Genomic DNA, 16,712 nt, shown 5'->3' on the forward strand with positions numbered 1-16,712 from the left:
GGCAGCTCCTGCATTGGAATGCAATCCACCTGTAGGATCTGCCGAAGGCTGCGATCTTTTGCTTTTCAGATTGGCGCTTGACCTTGCCCGCATGGCAAGGTTGATCCTTGTAGACATCTTCTACAGGGAGTAAGACCGATGTCCGATTCCATCACTTTCGATCTGCCGATTGCCGGCATGACCTGCGCCAGTTGCGCCGGGCGTGTCGAGCGGGCGTTGCGCAACGTCAGCGGCGCCAGTGGCGTCAGCGTCAATCTCGCCACCGAACAGGCCCGCGTCCAGGCACCCGGTGACAGCTTGCCGGCGTTGATGGAGGCGGTTGAACGCGCCGGTTACAGCGTCCCCCAACAAACCGTGGAGCTGAGCATCGACGGCATGACCTGCGCCTCGTGCGTCGGTCGCGTCGAGCGCGCCCTGAACAAAGTCCCCGGGGTGAGGAGCGTCAGCGTCAACCTCGCCAACGAACGCGCCCACCTCGAATTGCTCGGTCAGATCGATCCTCAATTGCTGCTCGACGCCGTGAGCAAGGCCGGTTACTCGGCCAGCGTCTGGCAAGCCGAACATCCCGCAGCGGATAACCAGCAACAGCGCCTGCAACATGAACGCTGGGCGCTGATCTGCGCCATCGCTCTGGCCTTGCCGCTGGTGCTGCCGATGCTGCTGCAACCATTCGGCATTCACTGGATGCTTCCGGCCTGGGTGCAATTTGCCCTTGCCACGCCGGTGCAATTCATTTTCGGCGCACGATTTTATGTGGCCGCGTGGAAAGCCGTGCGTGCCGGCGCCGGCAACATGGATTTGCTGGTCGCCCTCGGCACCAGCGCCGGATATGGCCTGAGCGTGTACGAATGGGCCACCGCCGCCGGGCGCATGCCGCATCTGTATTTCGAAGCGTCAGCGGTGGTGATTGCGCTGGTGCTGCTTGGCAAATATCTGGAAAGCCGCGCCAAGCGCCAGACCGCCAGCGCCATCCGCGCCCTCGAAGCCTTGCGCCCGGAACGGGCGATTCAAGTCATCGATGGTCGCGAGCAAGACGTGGCGATCAGCGCCCTGCGCCTCAACGATCTTGTTCTGGTCAAACCCGGCGAACGCTTCCCGGTGGACGGTGAAGTGCTGGAAGGCCAGAGCCACGCTGACGAAGCGCTGATCAGCGGCGAGAGCCTGCCAGTGCCAAAACAGCCGGGCGACCAGGTCACCGGCGGTGCGATCAACGGCGAAGGCCGCTTGCTGGTGCGCACCACCGCCCTCGGCGCGGAAAGCGTGCTGGCGCGGATCATTCGGCTGGTGGAAGACGCCCAGGCAGCGAAAGCGCCGATTCAGAAACTGGTGGATAAAGTCAGCCAGGTGTTCGTGCCCACTGTGTTGCTGATTGCCCTCGTCACGTTGATTGGCTGGTGGCTGTACGGCGCGCCTATGGAAACCGCGTTGATCAACGCCGTCGCCGTGCTGGTGATCGCTTGTCCGTGTGCCCTCGGCCTCGCCACGCCGACGGCGATCATGGCCGGCACTGGTGTGGCCGCGCGTCACGGCATTCTGATCAAGGACGCCGAAGCACTGGAGCGAGCCCATGAGGTCGACAACGTGGTCTTCGACAAGACCGGCACGCTGACGTCCGGTACGCCGCGCATCGCCCATTTCAGTGCGCTGGATGGCGATGAAAATACCCTGCTGACGCTGGCCGGTGCCCTGCAGCGCGGCAGCGAGCATCCACTGGCCAAAGCCGTGCTGGACGCGGCCGCCGAGCGCGGGCTGAACGTGCCCGATGTCAGCGACAGCCAGTCCCTGACCGGGCGCGGCATTGCCGGCCATCTTGACGGTCGGCGCCTGGCGCTGGGCAACCGGCGTATGCTGGAGGAAAGCGGCCTCAACGCGGGTGATCTCGCCGACGCCGCCCAGGCCTGGGAAGCGGAAGGCCGGACCCTGTCGTGGCTGATCGAGCAAAGCCCGGAACCACAAGTGCTCGGTTTGTTCGCCTTCGGCGACACGCTCAAGCCCGGCGCACTGCAAGCGGTGCAACAACTGGCCGCCCGGGGTATCCACAGCCATCTGCTGACCGGCGACAACCGCGGCAGCGCGAAAGTCGTCGCCGAGGCTTTGGGCATCGAGAACGTGCACGCCGAAGTGCTGCCCGCCGACAAAGCCGCCACCGTCGCCGAACTGAAAAAAACCGGGGTGGTGGCGATGGTCGGTGATGGCATCAACGACGCCCCGGCACTGGCCGCAGCGGACATCGGTATCGCCATGGGCGGCGGCACCGACGTGGCCATGCACGCGGCCGGCATCACCTTGATGCGCGGTGATCCACGGCTGGTGCCCGCCGCGCTGGAGATCAGCCGCAAGACCTACGCGAAGATCCGCCAGAATCTGTTCTGGGCCTTCGTTTACAACCTGATCGGCATTCCGCTGGCGGCGTTCGGTTTTCTCAACCCGGTGCTGGCCGGCGCGGCAATGGCATTGTCGAGCGTCAGCGTGGTGAGCAATGCGCTACTGTTGAAAACCTGGAAACCGAAGGATCTGGAGGAGCACCGATGAACATCGGCCAAGCGGCCCGGCACAGTGGCCTGAGCGCGAAGATGATCCGCTATTACGAGTCGATCGGCCTGCTCAAGGCCGCCCATCGTACCGACAGCGGCTACCGGGTCTACAGCGATGAAGACCTGCACACACTGGCGTTCATCAAGCGCTCGCGGGACCTGGGATTTTCTCTGGAGGAAGTCGGCAAGCTATTGACCCTGTGGCAGGATCGCCAGCGCGCCAGCGCCGATGTGAAGGCCCTGGCGCGACAGCACATCGACGAGCTGAACCAGAAGATCCGCGAACTCGGCGAGTTGCGTGACACCCTGCAGGACCTGGTCGAGCACTGTAATGGCGACCATCGCCCCGACTGCCCGATCCTCAAGGAACTGGCGTCGGGCTGCTGCGCGCTACCCGCCCGCGCCTGAGCGCCAACAGCTTAACGGTCAACAACGTACCAAGCGGGATGCCGTGGAACAGCAGCACCACGGCACCCGGCGTCCACCAGCCGTAGAACGGCGCGGCGATCAACATGCCGACACCGAACCCGGTCATTTGCAGCAAGGTCAGGAAGCTGAAGACCGGCAGGCGCAAATGCTCCGGTTCGCGTTGCAGGCGCGACATCAGGCCGACCTCGGAAATGCCGTCACCCAACCCCGCCGGCAGGGAAAACAGCAGCAGACCGAGCAGGCTGTGCTGCTGGAACATCAGGATAAAACCGCAGGACATTAACGCCACGCCGAAGAAATACCGTCGCTCCAGATCACGGTTATCAGAACCTTTGAGGCCACTGGCAATCCGCGCACCCAGCAGTTTGCCGCTGGCCCACACCGCCAGCATCAGGCCGAGCGTGGTGCTGGCCGAGTCGGGTGTCAGCAGTTTGGAGATGATCGGGAAGCCGACGTTGTGCGCGGCACTGCCCAAGGTGTCAGCCATGGTCACGGCGAGCATCGCCGCAATCACCGGAGCACTGCGCAGGCCTTGTTTCAAGGCTGACCATTCGCTGCGTTCGTTGGTCGATTGTTCGCTGACGTCTGCAGCGGCGAAGCGCAACGGCGCAATCAACAACGCCGCCAGCAAGTAGGTCAGTGCGTTGAGCGCGAATACCGTTTCAAAACCGAACGCCGCCACCAGCAAACCGGACACCAGGCTGCCACCAACCATTGCCGCCGATGAAGCCGAGGTGAGCCAGGCATTGGTTTTCAGTAGCTGCGCGGCTTCGATCAGCCTCGGCAATTGACTGTTGAGGCCGATAGCGAACATCGAGTTGCCAAAACCCAGGCCGAAAGCGATCACCGGCAACAGCAACGCCTGCTGGCTCACCGGCAGGATCAACAGCAGGCCCAGCAACACCGCGCGCAGCAGATCGAAGGCAATCAACGGCCCCCGGCCGTTCCAGCGCCGGTAAAAGCGAGTGCCAATCAGGCTGGCAAAAATCCCCCCGCCGACACGACTGGCGAGAAACACCCCGACGCTCATGGCGCTGTTGCTCAGCAGGTAAACGTACGTCGCCAGCGCGACCATGTTGAGGAAAGCGCCGAAGTCGGAGATCAGCCGGGCGCTGATGATGAGGCGGGCGTTCACATTCAATCCTTGAGTGTGCGAGGGCTGACAAGATTCCCACATAAAGTCCATAGACACCACCGGCCCCTGTGGGAGCTGGCTTGCCAGCGAAGAGGCCGGTACATCCGATAAAATTTTTCAGCTGAACCTCCACTATCGCTGGCAAGCCAGCTCCCACAGTGAGGTGTTGTGAAGGAACATGCGGGCACAAAAAACCCGGCCGAAGCCGGGTTTCTGTTCAAGCGCTTACTGCATCCACGGTGGCGGCGGTGGTTCGTCGGACTTGCCTTTGGGCGCATCGTCGGCAGCACGGATCGCCTGCTTGCGTTCTTCATCCAGACGCGCCGCTTCGATCTCGCGCAACACTCCGCCAACGTCGGCCAGGTCTTCAGGGTCGTCGAACTCGCCGGTCAGCACACTGTTCGGGTGCAAGGTGCCGGCTTCGTACAGCGCCCACATTTCTTTTGCATAACGGGTTTTCTTCAGCTCCGGGGCAAAGCGCCCGAAGTATGAAGCCATGTTGCCCACATCCCGCTCCAGCATGCTGAACGCGTGGTTGTTACCGGCGGCATCCACCGCCTGCGGCAGGTCGATGATCACAGGACCTGTCGGGGTCAGCAGCACGTTGAACTCCGAGAGGTCACCGTGCACCAGACCGGTACACAACATAAGCACGATCTGCGAGATCAGGAACGCGTGATATTCGCGGGCCTGATCCGGCTCCAGCACCACGTCGTTCAGACGCGGCGCGGCATCGCCGTATTCGTCGGCCACCAGTTCCATCAGCAGCACGCCATCGAGAAAATCATACGGCTTGGGCACTCGCACGCCGGCACCGGCCAAGCGGAACAGCGCCGCGACTTCGGCATTCTGCCAGGCGTCTTCGGTCTCCTTGCGACCGAATTTCGAACCCTTGGCCATCGCCCGCGCCTGCCGGCTGTTACGCACCTTGCGCCCTTCCTGATACTCGGCTGCCTGGCGGAAACTGCGTTTGTTCGCCTCCTTGTAGACCTTCGCGCAACGTAACTGGTTACCGCAGCGCACCACATAAACAGCTGCTTCTTTACCACTCATGAGTGGGCGCAGCACTTCGTCGACCAGACCGTCTTCGATCAGGGGTTCAATGCGTTTTGGAGTCTTCATCAGCTTTTATTGTGGGTCCTTTATTACCAAACACGCGAATGTCACTCGTTATACGGCAATCCTCGCGCTACGGGGAGGGGTTGCCGACCTGTGAACCCTGTGGATGCACACACTGTGCCGAAATAATCGACCAACCGTTGCCGATCATAGCCGAGCCCACCGGGCTTGTAGTGATCGGTCGTCAAGGGCATTTGCGACAGAATCTGACATCGCATGCATTTCCCCCGGGGAATTGCGCTCAGCGTTCGATGATTGCGGTGACACCCTGGCCGCCGGCAGCGCAAATCGAGATCAGCCCCCTGCCCTTGCCCGCCGCATCCAGCAGTTTCGCCAGATTGGCGACAATCCGCCCGCCCGTCGCGGCAAACGGATGCCCCGCCGCCAGCGAGCTGCCTTTGACATTCAAGCGGCTGCGATCGATTGAACCGAGCGGCGCATCCAGTCCAAGACGGGTCTTGCAGTATTCGGGGTCTTCCCAGGCCTTGAGCGTGCACAGCACCTGCGCGGCGAATGCTTCGTGAATCTCGTAGTAGTCGAAGTCCTGCAAGGTCAGACCATTGCGCGCCAGCAGACGCGGCACCGCATACACCGGTGCCATCAACAGCCCTTCGGCGCCGTTGACGAAATCCACAGCCGCCGCTTCGCCGTCACGCAGATAGGCAAGGATCGGCAAACCACGCTCTTTCGCCCATTCTTCACTGCCCAGCAGCACCACCGAGGCACCGTCGGTGAGCGGCGTGGAGTTGCCCGCCGTCAGCGTCCCCTTCGCGCTTTTTTCGAAGGCCGGTTTGAGCGTGGCGAGTTTTTCCAGGGTCAGGTCCGGGCGCAGGTTGTTGTCGCGGGTCAGACCGAGAAACGGCGTCATCAGGTCGTTGTGCCAGCCTTCGCTGTAGGAGGCGGCGAGTTTGTGATGGCTGTCGAGGGCCAGTTGATCCTGCTCTTCACGAGGAATGTTCCAGGTCTGCGCCATCAGTTCGCAGTGCTGGCCCATCGACAGGCCGGTGCGTGGCTCGCCATTACGCGGAAATTCCGGAATCAAGTGCCGTGGGCGCAGTTGCAGAAAGGTTTTCAGCTTGTCGCCGGTGGTCTTGGCGCGGTTGGCCTGCAGGAGGATTTTGCGCAAGCCTTCGCTGACGCTGATCGGCGCGTCCGAGGTGGTGTCGACGCCGCCAGCGATGCCGCAATCGATCTGGCCGAGGGCGATTTTGTTCGCCACCAGCAGCGCCGCCTCCAGCCCGGTGCCGCAGGCTTGCTGGATGTCATAGGCCGGGGTGGCCGGTGACAGCCGCGAGCCGAGCACACATTCGCGAGTCAGATTCATATCCCGTGACAATTTAAGCACCGCACCGGCCACCACTTCACCGATTCGCTGGCCGTGCAGGTTGTAGCGTTCGATCAGACCTTCGAGGGCGGCGGTGAGCATCACCTGATTGCTGGCGGTGGCGTACGGCCCGTTGGAGCGGGCGAAAGGAATACGGTTACCACCGATGATGGCGACGCGGCGCAGCTGACTCATGAAAAGCTCCTTGTTGATCCGAATTCAGGGAAATCCCTGTGGGAGCTGGCTTGCCAGCGATAGGGCCGGCACATCCAGCATTTCCAGTGGCTGACACTGCGCCATCGCTGGCAAGCCAGCTCCCACAGGGACGGTGGTCTACTCTGCTGTTCTAGCGTAGGCCTTATTGCGTGGATCGAACGATTGATTGCCGTTGGTAGTCCACACTTTGAACCCCAACTTTTGGAGAGCGTTCCATGTCTGACCGCTATATCGACTTCGCCAACTCATCCATCGGCCATCGTCTGGTCGGGGCGTTGGGCCTGCCGTCGCCGGTGCGGCTGGAACGCTGGCAGGCCGGGCGCCTGCGGCCGGTAGACGGTGCGCTGCTGATCGGCGGCGGGCCGCTGGCCGAGCGGGTCATTGCATTCGCCAACCGCCTGACCGATGCGATCTACAGCTACGGCACAGAACCGTCGCTGGCCACCGCGTGGATTCCCGGACACGGGCCGAAACTCAAGGCCGTGCGTCAGCCTGTTCGAACTGGCCCCGCGGGAAAAACTCACACAGAGCCTGCGCACCCTCGGCGAACGTCTGGCCAAGCGCTCCGAAGGCCTGGCCAAACCCAAGGTCACCTGGTTCGACCGCTTGCGAGGCACCTCATGAGCGCGGAAAAACTGTTCGGCGCGGTGCAGCACGGCGCGACCGGCAACACCGATCACGAAGGCCTGAAGCTGGTCCTGCATCGCTACATCATTGACGCCATCGAAGAGTCGGGGAAGAACCTGCTGGAAGGCTCGCGCCAGTTGCTGGCGCAATTTGTCACCGACAAGGTCGCCGAATACATCGCCCGTCTGCACCTGGCGATTTCCCGCTACGAGATGGAGCGCCTGGCCGAAGAAATCGTCGATGAACTCACCGGTTTCGGCCCGCTGGAAGTGCTGCTGCGCGATCCGTCGGTGACCGAGATTCTGGTCAACGGCCCGCACCGGGTGTTCATCGAGCGCGACGGTGTGCTGCATCAAAGTGACCTGCGCTTTATCGATGCGCATCACGTCGAGCGGGTCATGCAGCGGATTCTCGCGCCACTCGGGCGACGCCTCGACGAGTCTTCGCCGATGGTCGATGCCCGCCTGCCGGATGGCAGTCGGGTCAACGCGATCATCCCGCCGATCGCTCTCGATGGCCCGTGCCTGTCGATTCGCAAGTTTCGCAAGGACATGCTCAAGAGCAGTGACCTGATGGCGATGCAGACCATCGATCTGGCGATTTTCGAGTTTCTTCAAGAGGCGGTGGGCAAGCGTTGCAACGTGCTCATCAGCGGCGGTACCGGCACCGGCAAGACCACGCTGCTGAACATCCTCAGCCAATTGATCAACCCCCACGAACGTCTGGTGACCATCGAAGACGTGGCCGAATTGCAGCTTGGCCACCCGCATGTCGTGCGCCTGGAAACCCGCCCGCCAAATGCCGAGGGTCACGGTGAAGTCAAGGCCAGCGACCTGATTCGCAACGCCCTGCGCATGCGTCCCGACCGGATCATCCTCGGCGAGATTCGTGGGGTCGAAGTGGTCGATGTACTGACCGCGATGAACACCGGCCACGACGGCTCGATGAGTACCGTGCACGCCAACAATGCGCAGGATGCGCTGCTGCGCCTGGAGACGCTGGTGGGGCTGACCGGACGCTCGATCGCCGAGCGTACCCTGCGCCAGATGATCTGCGCCGCCCTCGACGTGATCATCCAGCTGACCCGCATGCCGGACGGCCGCCGTTGTGTCAGCGAGGTGGTGGAAGTGGTCGGCATCCGCGAAGACATCTATGTCACCAACACCTTGTTTCGCCTTGATCGGCGTACCGGTTTCGGCTTCCTGCGCGAAGCGGTCAATCCGGCCGGCGACAAGTTGCGCCACGAGATGAACCTGAGCTGAGAGCATGGGACGCACATCATGATCGGACCGGTCATTCTCATCCTGCTTTGTCTGATTCTGCTCGGACTGTCGATCTGGCTGTTCGTGCACGGCATCCACAAGAGCGGCAACGAACGGGTGCTCAATCGCCTCGCGGCGGGGCAGCCACAACTCGTTGCCCAGAAACCGGCGTGGGTCGGGTTCGAACGCATGTTCCTGCGTGCGGGGCTGGGCCGTCCCAACGAACGTTTCGGCCTGTGGCTGACCTTGTGGGGCGTGGCCATTGTCCTCGGGTATCTGCTGGCGAGCTGGATCGGTCTGCTGACGATGCTGTTGGCACCGCCGCTGATTCTGCGTCTGTACATGTCCTGGCGGTACCACCGACGGATCAAACGCATGATCGAGCAGTTACCGCAGTTGCTCGACTACACCGTGCGCAGTCTCAAGTCCGGCCGCACCCTGAGTGACGCGGTCATGGGCGGCATCGAGTCGAGTGACGATCCGCTGAAAGAAGCCATGGGCCGGGTGCAACGCAACGTGCAACTGGGCGTCAATCTGCCGGATGCGGTCAGTGACTTTGCCGAGCTTTATGAACAGGACGAATTGCGCATGTTCGCCCTCGGCCTGAAGGTCAATCATCGCTATGGCGGCAATGCCAGCGAGTTGCTGGAGAACCTGATCAAGCTGATCCGCGAGCGTGACCAAGGTGCCCGGCAACTGCGCGCGCTCACCGGCGAAACGCGTATGACGGCCTGGGTGCTGGGTTCGCTGCCGGTGATCCTGGTGGGCTACTTCATGCTGACCAACCCCGGCTACATGCTTGGCATGTGGCACGACGGCGGTGGGCGGACCATGTTGATCATCGCCGTGGTGTTGCAAGTGACCGGCTGCCTGGCGCTGTGGCGCATGTTGCGGAGTGTTTGACATGGTCTATCTCGCCGCTCTGATGCTGCTGCTCGGCGCACTGTTGCTGGTGGTCAATCACTTGCTGACGGAGCGGCGTCGGGTGCGCCAGGTCAACCAGCGGTTGCAGGGGCATCTGGTGCGTGAGAGCCGTTTCGGCAACTGGCTGCGAGCGCTGGGCAACAGCAAGTTGTCATTAGTTTCACATCGCCGGCCCCCATGCGCCCCATGAAGTACCCCGGCAGGGTCAACACCAGAGCGATCACGCCCGCCCACAGTCCCTGCTGCGCTTCGGCACCGAGCCAGGTCGTGCCAGTCACCAGCAGATAGATCAGCGCCAGTGCTCCCGCGCCGAATGTCAGTGCATTGGCGATACGCCGTTTTCGGGCATCCTGGACGGCGCACACGGCCAGCCAGATCAGGAGAACGAAACTCTGCATCCGGTTAAATCCCGTCCGATTTTGCTGATTGATTCTATGCTGATACTACGCAGTGAACGTCAGGGTAGACGCAGTCATGAAAACCGGCTTCGCAAAATCACAGGCAGGCGCAGTGGCGATCGAATTCGCCCTGGTATTCGTGATTTTTTTTGCCGTGTTCTACGCGCTGGTCAGTTACAGCCTGCCGTTTGTATTGATGCAGACCTTCAATGAGGCGACATCCGAAGCGGTGCGCCGCAGCGTCGCAGTCGACCCCAACACGCCCGGTTATGCCTCCGTGGTGGTGAGCACTGCCAACACCGCGTTGACCCAGCAGTTGCAGTGGGTGCCACCCGCGCTGAACCTGGTGGTCGGCGTCGACACCTCAGCGGTGTATGACGCCACTCAAGGTACGCTGACGGTCAGAGTCGATTACCCCACCAGCAAGCTCAATCAGGTCATTCCGTTTCTGGTGCTACCGAGCGTGGGTGCCGTGCCGAGCCTGCCCGCCACCCTCTCCGCCGCGTCGAGCCTGAAATTTTGACCTCCGGCGACCATCTGCTCGGACGCCTGCTCAAACGTGCGCCCGCGCCCGCCAGCGAACTGCCCGACCACCTCGGCTCACCGCCGCAGGGTTTGCACCTGCACCTGGATCACGACGGCGGCGTACTGCAGATGGCCGGGCCGTTGCGTCATCTGTTGGCGCAACAGCCGCCACACGATTCGCCGCTGCCGTTGGCGGCCTATTTACTCGCCCACAGTACGCTGGCGATCGAAGGCCGGCCGCAGGATTGGCAGGGGCAAATGCTCGACCTGGATTTCCCCGGACTCAGTGACCAGACCCTGCATTTGCGCGGCTGGGTGCAGCCTTCGGCGGCGGGCTGGGTATTGCAACTGATGGACATCGGCGACCTGCTGCTGGAGCGCCAGCAATCGCGCCACCGCGAATCCTGTCAGGCCCTTGCCGGGCAGATCAGCGACCACCTGCGCACCTGCAGCCTGATGCGCCTGCCGGTGGTACTCAGCGAGCAGTTGCAGGCCATCGCCCAGCGCTGGCGAATCCCGTGCCTGGCCATCGCCCTGCTCGACGAACAGGCACAGGGCTGGCAGATTTTTCAACACTATCGCGCCCACGATGCCCCCATGCTGTGGCAGGACGGCCAGCGTCTGGGCACGCCGCTCGACAGCCTCAACGGCAGCGCACCGCAGCGTCTCGGCGCGCATCACGGTTTGTTCGAACACTCGCGCGTTGCAGCGATCTTCGGCAACGCCGATGGTTTCGCCGTGCCCTACAGCGATGATCGCGGGGTGGCGGCATGGCTGCTCTGTGGTTTCTACACCGTGGACGTTGTCGCGCCACACCTGAGCGACCGCGACTGGATGTCACTGACCGGCGCGCTCGCCGGCCCGCTGCTCAGCCGTCTGCGGGATCAGCAACATCATCACTACACCGAGCGCCTCGAGTCGCTGCAAACCCTGCTGGGTACCGGCTGGTGGGAAATGCTCGGGGACGACGTGTTGCTGGCGCCGTCGCTGCTCGCTGCGCTGCCGGCGGACAGCGCGCGAATCTCGCTGCAAGCCTGGCTGGCGCTGATTCATCCGGCCGACCGCGAAGAACTGCGCAGCCGTGTGCACGCCCTGCAACTGCACGGCGAGGCCCTGAGCCTGAGCGTTCGTCTGCACCGCAGCGAACCAGGACAACCACCGCTGTGGTATCGCGTGCAAGGTCAGGTCGCCGGCAGCGGTGAACAGCGGCGCCTGGTGGGGTTCATGCTCGACATCAGCGACATCCGGAACCAGCAGCAGCGAGCCGAAGCTGCGCACGCGCGACTGGACAACCTGATCGCCAGTTCGCCAGCAGTGATTTATGTGCAGCGTTACGTCGAGGGCGCGCTACGTCCCGATTTCTTCAGCGCCAGTTTGCAGCCGCTGCTGGGCTGGACGCCGGACGAGGGCATTGGCACTGACTGGGTGCAATTGATTCATCCTGAAGACCGCGATCTGTATTTCGCCCGCACCCGCCAACTGCTGCGTGAAGGCTCGGTGCGCGCGCGCTTTCGTTTACGCGACGCGCGCGGCGAATACCACTGGCTACTCGATGAAGCCAAGCTGCTGCGCAATGACCTGGGCCTGCCAGTCGAAGCCGTCGGCCTGTGGCTGGACGTCACCGAAGCGACACTCGCCGCCGAACAGGTCAAACAGAGCGAAGAGCGCTACCGGATTCTGGTGGAAGACTCGCCGGCGATGATTTGCCGTTATCGTCCGGACCTGACCCTGACCTTCGGCAACCGGCCACTGGCGACTTATCTGGAATGCTCGCCGGAGCAATTGCCGGGGGTCGATCTGGGCAGCTGGATGTCCGACGAACAACGCGCCGCCTTCGTGCAACGCCTGGCGCTGCTGACTCCAGAGCTGCCGGTGAGCACCGCCGAAATCAGCCTGCAATTACCTGGGCGCGAACATGCCTGGTGGGTATGGTCCGATCGCGGGGTGTTCGATGAACACGGGCGCCTGCTCGAAGTGCAGGCCGTGGGCCGCGACAACACCGAGGTACGCCGCTCGCAACAGCAACTCACACAAAGCGCGAAAATGGCCACCCTCGGCGAAATGGCCACCGGCCTGGCCCACGAAATCAACCAGCCGCTGAACGTGATGCGCATGGCCATCGTCAACGTGCTCAAGCGTCTGGGCAATGGTGATGTGCAGATCGACTACCTGACCGACAAACTCAATCGCATCGACGCCCAGGTGCAGCGCGCGGCGAAAGTGGTCGATCACATGCGCGTGTTCGGTCGCCGCTCGGAGGTCGAGCAGCAACTGTTCAATCCGGCTTCGGCCATCGAAGGGACGCTGTCGTTGCTCGCCGAAGGCATGCGCGGCAAAGGTGTCGACCTGCGGATCAGCGAAACCGGTTTTAGCGTGCAGGTGCGCGGCTATGTCGATCAACTGGAACAGGTGCTGATCAACCTGATGGTCAATGCCCGCGATGCGCTGCTCGGCAAACGCGAGAAGGACGCGTCATTCAAACCCTGGATTTCGATTTACGCCGAGCGCGATGAAAGCAAGGTGCGGCTGTGGGTTGAGGACAACGGTGGCGGCATCGACCCACGTTTGCTGGAGCGGATTTTCGAACCGTTCTTCACCACCAAACCGGTGGGCGTCGGCACCGGTCTGGGGCTGTCGGTGAGCTACGGCATCATTGAAAACATGGGCGGCCATTTGAGCGTGCGCAACTCGCTGGAGGGCGCACGTTTCTGCATCGAGTTGCCGATAGCGCCGGACGTTTAGATCACCAGATAAGCCTTGCCGGTCTGACCGCAGGTCATGTTGGCGCCGACGTCGACGTCCATCAGGTTGATGCCCAGGCTTTTCAGCAGGTTGTTGAGCAAGGGGTCGAGCAAAGGTGCCAGCAAGTTAGTGACCACCGGCAGTAATTTGTTGGTGACATCGCTGATCAAAGAAGCGACCCCGGTGACGATAGAGCCCAAAGGATTACTGCCCTGTGGTTTGTAGACAGTCAAGTTGATGCCGGCCAGAGTCCCGGCGAGGCTGCCAACGATGTCAGTGGTTGGGGCTGCTGACTGCACACTAGGTGGGAGTTTGAGGTTGGCCGGTGTATTGAACGGTGGAACGCTGGCGTTCACGCTCGAAAACAGCAGGTCTTGAGTGTTTTTCGCGACGCTGGTGTCTAGCATGATGCCGATACCTCCGGCCCCGAACTGAATGTGGCTGCTCGCGTCGCAGCCGAATAGCCCGTAGCAAGTCTCGATGCCCAGATCAATCAGCGGCAACGGTGTGACCGTCGGTTCGGCGGACGAGGAAAAGGCGTTGGTCGGATCGATCTTGCCGAGTTTGAGATCAGCAATGGAAGTGACGGTATGGGCAGTCAGGCTCTTTACTCCAGTCGTACCTGTCGGACAACTGTAATCTGTGACATAGCTCTGAGCACCGCCCGCATCCAGACTGATATCGATTTCTGGAGAGGGTAGAAGTCTCGGGGCCAGTTGCTCGCAACCGGTTCCAAGCAGGCAGAGAACCGAATTCAATGTGGCCGCCAGATCCAGGTGCAGCAGCGCATTCAAAGTCGGGGTCAAGGCACCCACTAATCCGAGCACGGCATTGGTCAACCCAGCCACCCCACTCAATACCGGCAGATTCACCGAGATGAAGGTACGAATCTGCGCCGTGCGCACATAAATCCGGTCCGGCCCCAACGGATTGGCCTTGGCCCGCGCCGGATCGCCAATGGCCGAGAACTGCGGCGGCTCGATCACCTTGACCCGCACCGTGACATTCGCCAGCCCCAGCACGCTGATCGGCAAGGTCGCAGCCACCGCGCTCTTGCTGTTGGCCAGTTGCACCACGCCCTGAATCAATTGCAGCAGTTGCAGGTTGGCATCCAGCCCGGCCGCTGTCGTGCCGGTTTGCAACTGCAGGATGTCGCCGAGCTTGACCGGCGCCGCATTGATCGCCGCCACCTGCAATTGCCCCAGCGCAGTGATCACCGTGGCGGTCGCGCCGTTGAGCTGCACCACCGTCGCGGCCGCCTGAATCAGTTGGGTGACCGTGGCCTGGGTGTTGAGCAGTTGCGTGTAGTTACCGGCAGCGACGTTGAGGTTGATTGCCAGTTGGTTGAGGTAGCTGAGCAGGTTGATGTCGGTATTGAGCAGGCCATCCCAGCCCAGTGCCGTGAGGTTGACGTTGCCGCCGAGCAGCCCGGAGAACAGCGGATTGAGGATGTTCGATTGTGCGGTGTTGATGCTCGCAAGGTTGCTGCGAATGTTCAGTTGCGCGACCGTCGGCGTCGGCTGGGCGGCGACAGCCGAAGCATTCAGCGTGGTGTTCAGACTGACCGCCGAGCCCGTGAACAGCGCTTGTACCCCACCGGCAAAACTGGTGGTCACTGTGCGGCTGGCAGCGACTTTCACCGCCGTCGACTGCGTCGCATCGGCAGTGAACGCGCGCAGTCCGGTAGCGGCGGTCTGCACGCTGCCGCAAGTGGTCACCAGCGTGTTGTTGCCATCGACGGTGTAGCCATTGCGCACGGCGCTTTGCCCGGCGTAAGTCGCGGCGCTGAGGCCTGACTGGCAGTTGCCGCCGCGACTGACCGCCTCCAGCGCCGCACTGTCGACCACCCGCTGCAACTTGCGCTGCTCCATGTACAGCCGACCGGTGTCGACCACCAACAGCATCAACACCAGCGCCAGACTGAGGGTCGCAGCCGCCATCAAGCCGATCGCCCCGCGTTGCCGGGCCGGGCCGTTGAACTGCGTACGAGGCGACATGGCGCACTCCTTTGCCGGCGCGTTGCCGAGCGCTACCTCCGATGGTGGATTTGAGTGTAGACGGCGCTAGTGGCAACGCGCCATTTGGTGCTGCACAAAACCCTGCAGACCTCGCCTGCTCGCGAATGCGCTGTGTCATTCAACATGGAGGTGGCTGACACGCCGTCTTCGCGAGCAAGCTCGCTCCCACAGGGGATTTGTGACGGGGCAAAAAAACGGGAGCCTCTTGGGCTCCCGTTTTTTTACGGCGCACTAGTGCGGTGGATAGTTGGCCAATATCCGGCTGACGGTTTCGCGCACCGCGTTGCTGCGATCCTGCGGATTGGGCGTGCTGCTGAGCATTTGCTCGTCGCTGCCGCGCCACACCAGTTTGCCGTCCTTGCCGTCGAGCAGGTCGATCTGGATCGTTGCCACCTTGTATATGATGTTGCGGGTTTCGTTGTACATCGGCGCGCCCCAGTAACCGTTCCACGGGCCGCCCCAACCGCCGCCGTAGTTGGTGGTCACTTGCTGCTGGCGATCTTCGACGATCAGGTAGGTCTGCACACTCAGGTCACCCTTGGCCCCCGCTGCGGCGGGACGCAAACCGCGCTGGTCGAGCTGATCACTGACGGCCTGGCGGATGCGTTGCTCGGTCAGGTCGCTCTTGATCCGTGGATCATCCGGGCGATATTGCAGCGCGGGTTCTTTCCAGCTCCAGCTGCGATAGGCGGCGAAATCGCGGCTGGCGTCAAAGTCGTGATTGACCTGGTTGGCAGCGCAGGCACTGAGCAGCGCGGCCATGGCCAGTAAAGCGAGACGACGGAACATGGTTGTTCTCCGGTTGAAGGCCTGAACCTGCGAAGCGTTCTCACCTGAAGTCTAGCTCGGCGGATAGGCCGACAGGGCTTTTTCCAGAGCCTCGCGAATGGCATCGGTGCGCACCAGTTGGCTGCCCTGGTTGGCGGTTTCGGCGCTGGCGCTCCACACCGGTTGCCCGGTGCCGGCGTCGAACAGATTGACCTGCACCACCACGACCTGCTCCTGATAGGTGCGAACAATCGGCACAGTGTTATACATGCCGTAACCGTGTCCGTAGCGATCATAGCCACCGTATCCGCCGTAGTAGCCGTAGTCGTCCTGCACCTGACGCAAGCGGGTTTCCAGACGCAGGTTGGCGCTGACCAACAGGTCGGCCGGTCGGTTGTCGTGCAACGGCCGCAATCCGCGCTGATCCAGCGCATTGCTCACCGCTTCGGCCACTTGCGCCGAGTCGGCCCACGCCGTGCCCGGCGGCAACTGGCCGTTGAGCCAGGCCCAACTGCGATAGCGCCCGTAATCGCGTGGCGGTGCCGGATAAGCACTGCGATCAAAGGTGTTGGCCGCTTGCGGCGGTGCCGGCGGCAACGGCCGTGACTGCGCGACGTACGGGTTGCTGCCCTGGCAGGCGGCCAGCCCCAGGCAGATCAGCAATAAACCGGATTGAGCTTTCATGCGATGC

The 16,712-nt window shown here is 62.4% G+C and carries 13 protein-coding genes and 2 pseudogenes; 8 read left to right on the plus strand and 7 right to left on the minus strand.

Annotation, left to right across the window (positions count from 1 at the left end; all coding sequences use genetic code 11):
* Positions 1 to 138: 138 nt before the first annotated feature.
* Together L6D63_RS00130 and cueR are read left to right on the plus strand one after the other, a co-directional pair.
* The gene (locus L6D63_RS00130; protein WP_131671022.1) at positions 139 to 2,532 is read left to right on the plus strand and encodes a heavy metal translocating P-type ATPase; all 2,394 of its coding nucleotides are present in this window, start codon (positions 139 to 141) and stop codon (positions 2,530 to 2,532) included.
* Positions 2,529 to 2,942 carry a Cu(I)-responsive transcriptional regulator gene (gene cueR / locus L6D63_RS00135; protein ID WP_131671021.1) on the plus strand — a complete coding sequence of 138 codons (414 nt, stop codon included), beginning with the start codon at positions 2,529 to 2,531 and terminating at the stop codon, positions 2,940 to 2,942. Before L6D63_RS00130 ends, cueR begins: the two co-directional genes overlap by 4 nt.
* On the opposite strand, the gene L6D63_RS00140 is transcribed toward cueR, so the two are convergent.
* The 3 genes from L6D63_RS00140 to L6D63_RS00150 all read right to left on the minus strand — a co-directional run bounded on the left by L6D63_RS00140 (position 2,896) and on the right by L6D63_RS00150 (position 6,736).
* Positions 2,896 to 4,140, minus strand: a complete 1,245-nt coding sequence (locus L6D63_RS00140; RefSeq protein ID WP_131671037.1) for an MFS transporter — start codon at positions 4,138 to 4,140, stop codon at positions 2,896 to 2,898. The two genes, cueR and L6D63_RS00140, sit on opposite strands and share 47 nt — an antisense overlap.
* Positions 4,141 to 4,323: 183 nt before the next feature.
* Positions 4,324 to 5,220, minus strand: a complete 897-nt coding sequence (locus tag L6D63_RS00145) for a PA4780 family RIO1-like protein kinase (protein ID WP_041067990.1) — start codon at positions 5,218 to 5,220, stop codon at positions 4,324 to 4,326.
* 238 nt (positions 5,221 to 5,458) lie between these two features.
* A complete protein-coding gene (locus L6D63_RS00150; RefSeq protein WP_131671020.1) occupies positions 5,459 to 6,736 on the minus strand; it encodes an acetyl-CoA C-acetyltransferase in 1,278 nt (425 codons plus the stop codon).
* A gap of 507 nt (positions 6,737 to 7,243) precedes the next feature.
* Between L6D63_RS00150 and L6D63_RS00155 the strand changes: the two are divergent.
* The 4 genes and pseudogenes from L6D63_RS00155 to L6D63_RS00170 form a co-directional block, all read left to right on the plus strand.
* Positions 7,244 to 7,381 (plus strand): annotated as a pseudogene (locus L6D63_RS00155) (pilus assembly protein); the annotation flags it as partial.
* A complete protein-coding gene (locus L6D63_RS00160; RefSeq protein ID WP_121183545.1) occupies positions 7,378 to 8,646 on the plus strand; it encodes a TadA family conjugal transfer-associated ATPase in 1,269 nt (422 codons plus the stop codon). The pseudogene L6D63_RS00155 and the gene L6D63_RS00160, both read left to right, overlap by 4 nt.
* 18 nt (positions 8,647 to 8,664) lie before the next feature.
* Complete coding sequence (locus tag L6D63_RS00165) at positions 8,665 to 9,549, plus strand: type II secretion system F family protein (RefSeq protein WP_131671019.1); 885 nt, start codon at positions 8,665 to 8,667, stop codon at positions 9,547 to 9,549.
* Between the two features lies 1 nt (position 9,550).
* Positions 9,551 to 9,760 (plus strand): hypothetical protein, encoded by a 210-nt coding sequence (locus tag L6D63_RS00170; RefSeq protein WP_236170267.1) that lies wholly within the window; start codon positions 9,551 to 9,553, stop codon positions 9,758 to 9,760.
* Here L6D63_RS00170 and L6D63_RS00175 read toward each other — a convergent pair.
* Positions 9,720 to 9,968, minus strand: a pseudogene (locus L6D63_RS00175) (prepilin peptidase); the annotation flags it as partial. The gene L6D63_RS00170 and the pseudogene L6D63_RS00175 sit on opposite strands and share 41 nt — an antisense overlap.
* 76 nt (positions 9,969 to 10,044) lie before the next feature.
* Between L6D63_RS00175 and L6D63_RS00180 the strand changes: the two are divergent.
* Positions 10,045 to 10,491, plus strand: a complete 447-nt coding sequence (locus L6D63_RS00180) for a TadE/TadG family type IV pilus assembly protein (protein ID WP_131671018.1) — start codon at positions 10,045 to 10,047, stop codon at positions 10,489 to 10,491.
* Positions 10,488 to 13,235, plus strand: a complete 2,748-nt coding sequence (locus L6D63_RS00185; protein ID WP_131671017.1) for a PAS domain-containing sensor histidine kinase — start codon at positions 10,488 to 10,490, stop codon at positions 13,233 to 13,235. The genes L6D63_RS00180 and L6D63_RS00185 overlap by 4 nt, the downstream gene beginning before the upstream one ends.
* Here L6D63_RS00185 and L6D63_RS00190 read toward each other — a convergent pair.
* The 3 genes from L6D63_RS00190 to L6D63_RS00200 all read right to left on the minus strand — a co-directional run bounded on the left by L6D63_RS00190 (position 13,232) and on the right by L6D63_RS00200 (position 16,705).
* Entirely contained in the window at positions 13,232 to 15,232 is a 2,001-nt protein-coding gene (locus L6D63_RS00190; RefSeq protein WP_131671016.1) for a pilus assembly protein TadG-related protein, read from the minus strand. The genes L6D63_RS00185 and L6D63_RS00190 overlap by 4 nt on opposite strands.
* Positions 15,233 to 15,484: 252 nt before the next feature.
* Entirely contained in the window at positions 15,485 to 16,042 is a 558-nt protein-coding gene (locus L6D63_RS00195) for a DUF4136 domain-containing protein (protein ID WP_131671015.1), read from the minus strand.
* A 51-nt stretch (positions 16,043 to 16,093) separates the two neighbouring features.
* Positions 16,094 to 16,705 (minus strand): DUF4136 domain-containing protein, encoded by a 612-nt coding sequence (locus L6D63_RS00200; protein ID WP_047291062.1) that lies wholly within the window; start codon positions 16,703 to 16,705, stop codon positions 16,094 to 16,096.
* Positions 16,706 to 16,712 lie beyond the last annotated feature (7 nt).

The organism is Pseudomonas parakoreensis (genome assembly GCF_021602155.1).
Lineage (GTDB): Bacteria > Pseudomonadota > Gammaproteobacteria > Pseudomonadales > Pseudomonadaceae > Aquipseudomonas > Aquipseudomonas parakoreensis.

Bases quoted from the DNA above. Each gene is read 5' to 3' on its own strand.
- L6D63_RS00130 (WP_131671022.1), top strand. From the start codon at position 139: ATGTCCGATTCCATCACTTTCGATCTGCCGATTGCCGGCATGACCTGC.
- cueR (WP_131671021.1), top strand. From the start codon at position 2,529: ATGAACATCGGCCAAGCGGCCCGGCACAGTGGCCTGAGCGCGAAGATG.
- L6D63_RS00140 (WP_131671037.1), bottom strand. From the start codon at position 4,140: ATGTGGGAATCTTGTCAGCCCTCGCACACTCAAGGATTGAATGTGAAC.
- L6D63_RS00145 (WP_041067990.1), bottom strand. From the start codon at position 5,220: ATGAAGACTCCAAAACGCATTGAACCCCTGATCGAAGACGGTCTGGTC.
- L6D63_RS00150 (WP_131671020.1), bottom strand. From the start codon at position 6,736: ATGAGTCAGCTGCGCCGCGTCGCCATCATCGGTGGTAACCGTATTCCT.
- L6D63_RS00160 (WP_121183545.1), top strand. From the start codon at position 7,378: ATGAGCGCGGAAAAACTGTTCGGCGCGGTGCAGCACGGCGCGACCGGC.
- L6D63_RS00165 (WP_131671019.1), top strand. From the start codon at position 8,665: ATGATCGGACCGGTCATTCTCATCCTGCTTTGTCTGATTCTGCTCGGA.
- L6D63_RS00170 (WP_236170267.1), top strand. From the start codon at position 9,551: ATGGTCTATCTCGCCGCTCTGATGCTGCTGCTCGGCGCACTGTTGCTG.
- L6D63_RS00180 (WP_131671018.1), top strand. From the start codon at position 10,045: ATGAAAACCGGCTTCGCAAAATCACAGGCAGGCGCAGTGGCGATCGAA.
- L6D63_RS00190 (WP_131671016.1), bottom strand. From the start codon at position 15,232: ATGTCGCCTCGTACGCAGTTCAACGGCCCGGCCCGGCAACGCGGGGCG.
- L6D63_RS00195 (WP_131671015.1), bottom strand. From the start codon at position 16,042: ATGTTCCGTCGTCTCGCTTTACTGGCCATGGCCGCGCTGCTCAGTGCC.
- L6D63_RS00200 (WP_047291062.1), bottom strand. From the start codon at position 16,705: ATGAAAGCTCAATCCGGTTTATTGCTGATCTGCCTGGGGCTGGCCGCC.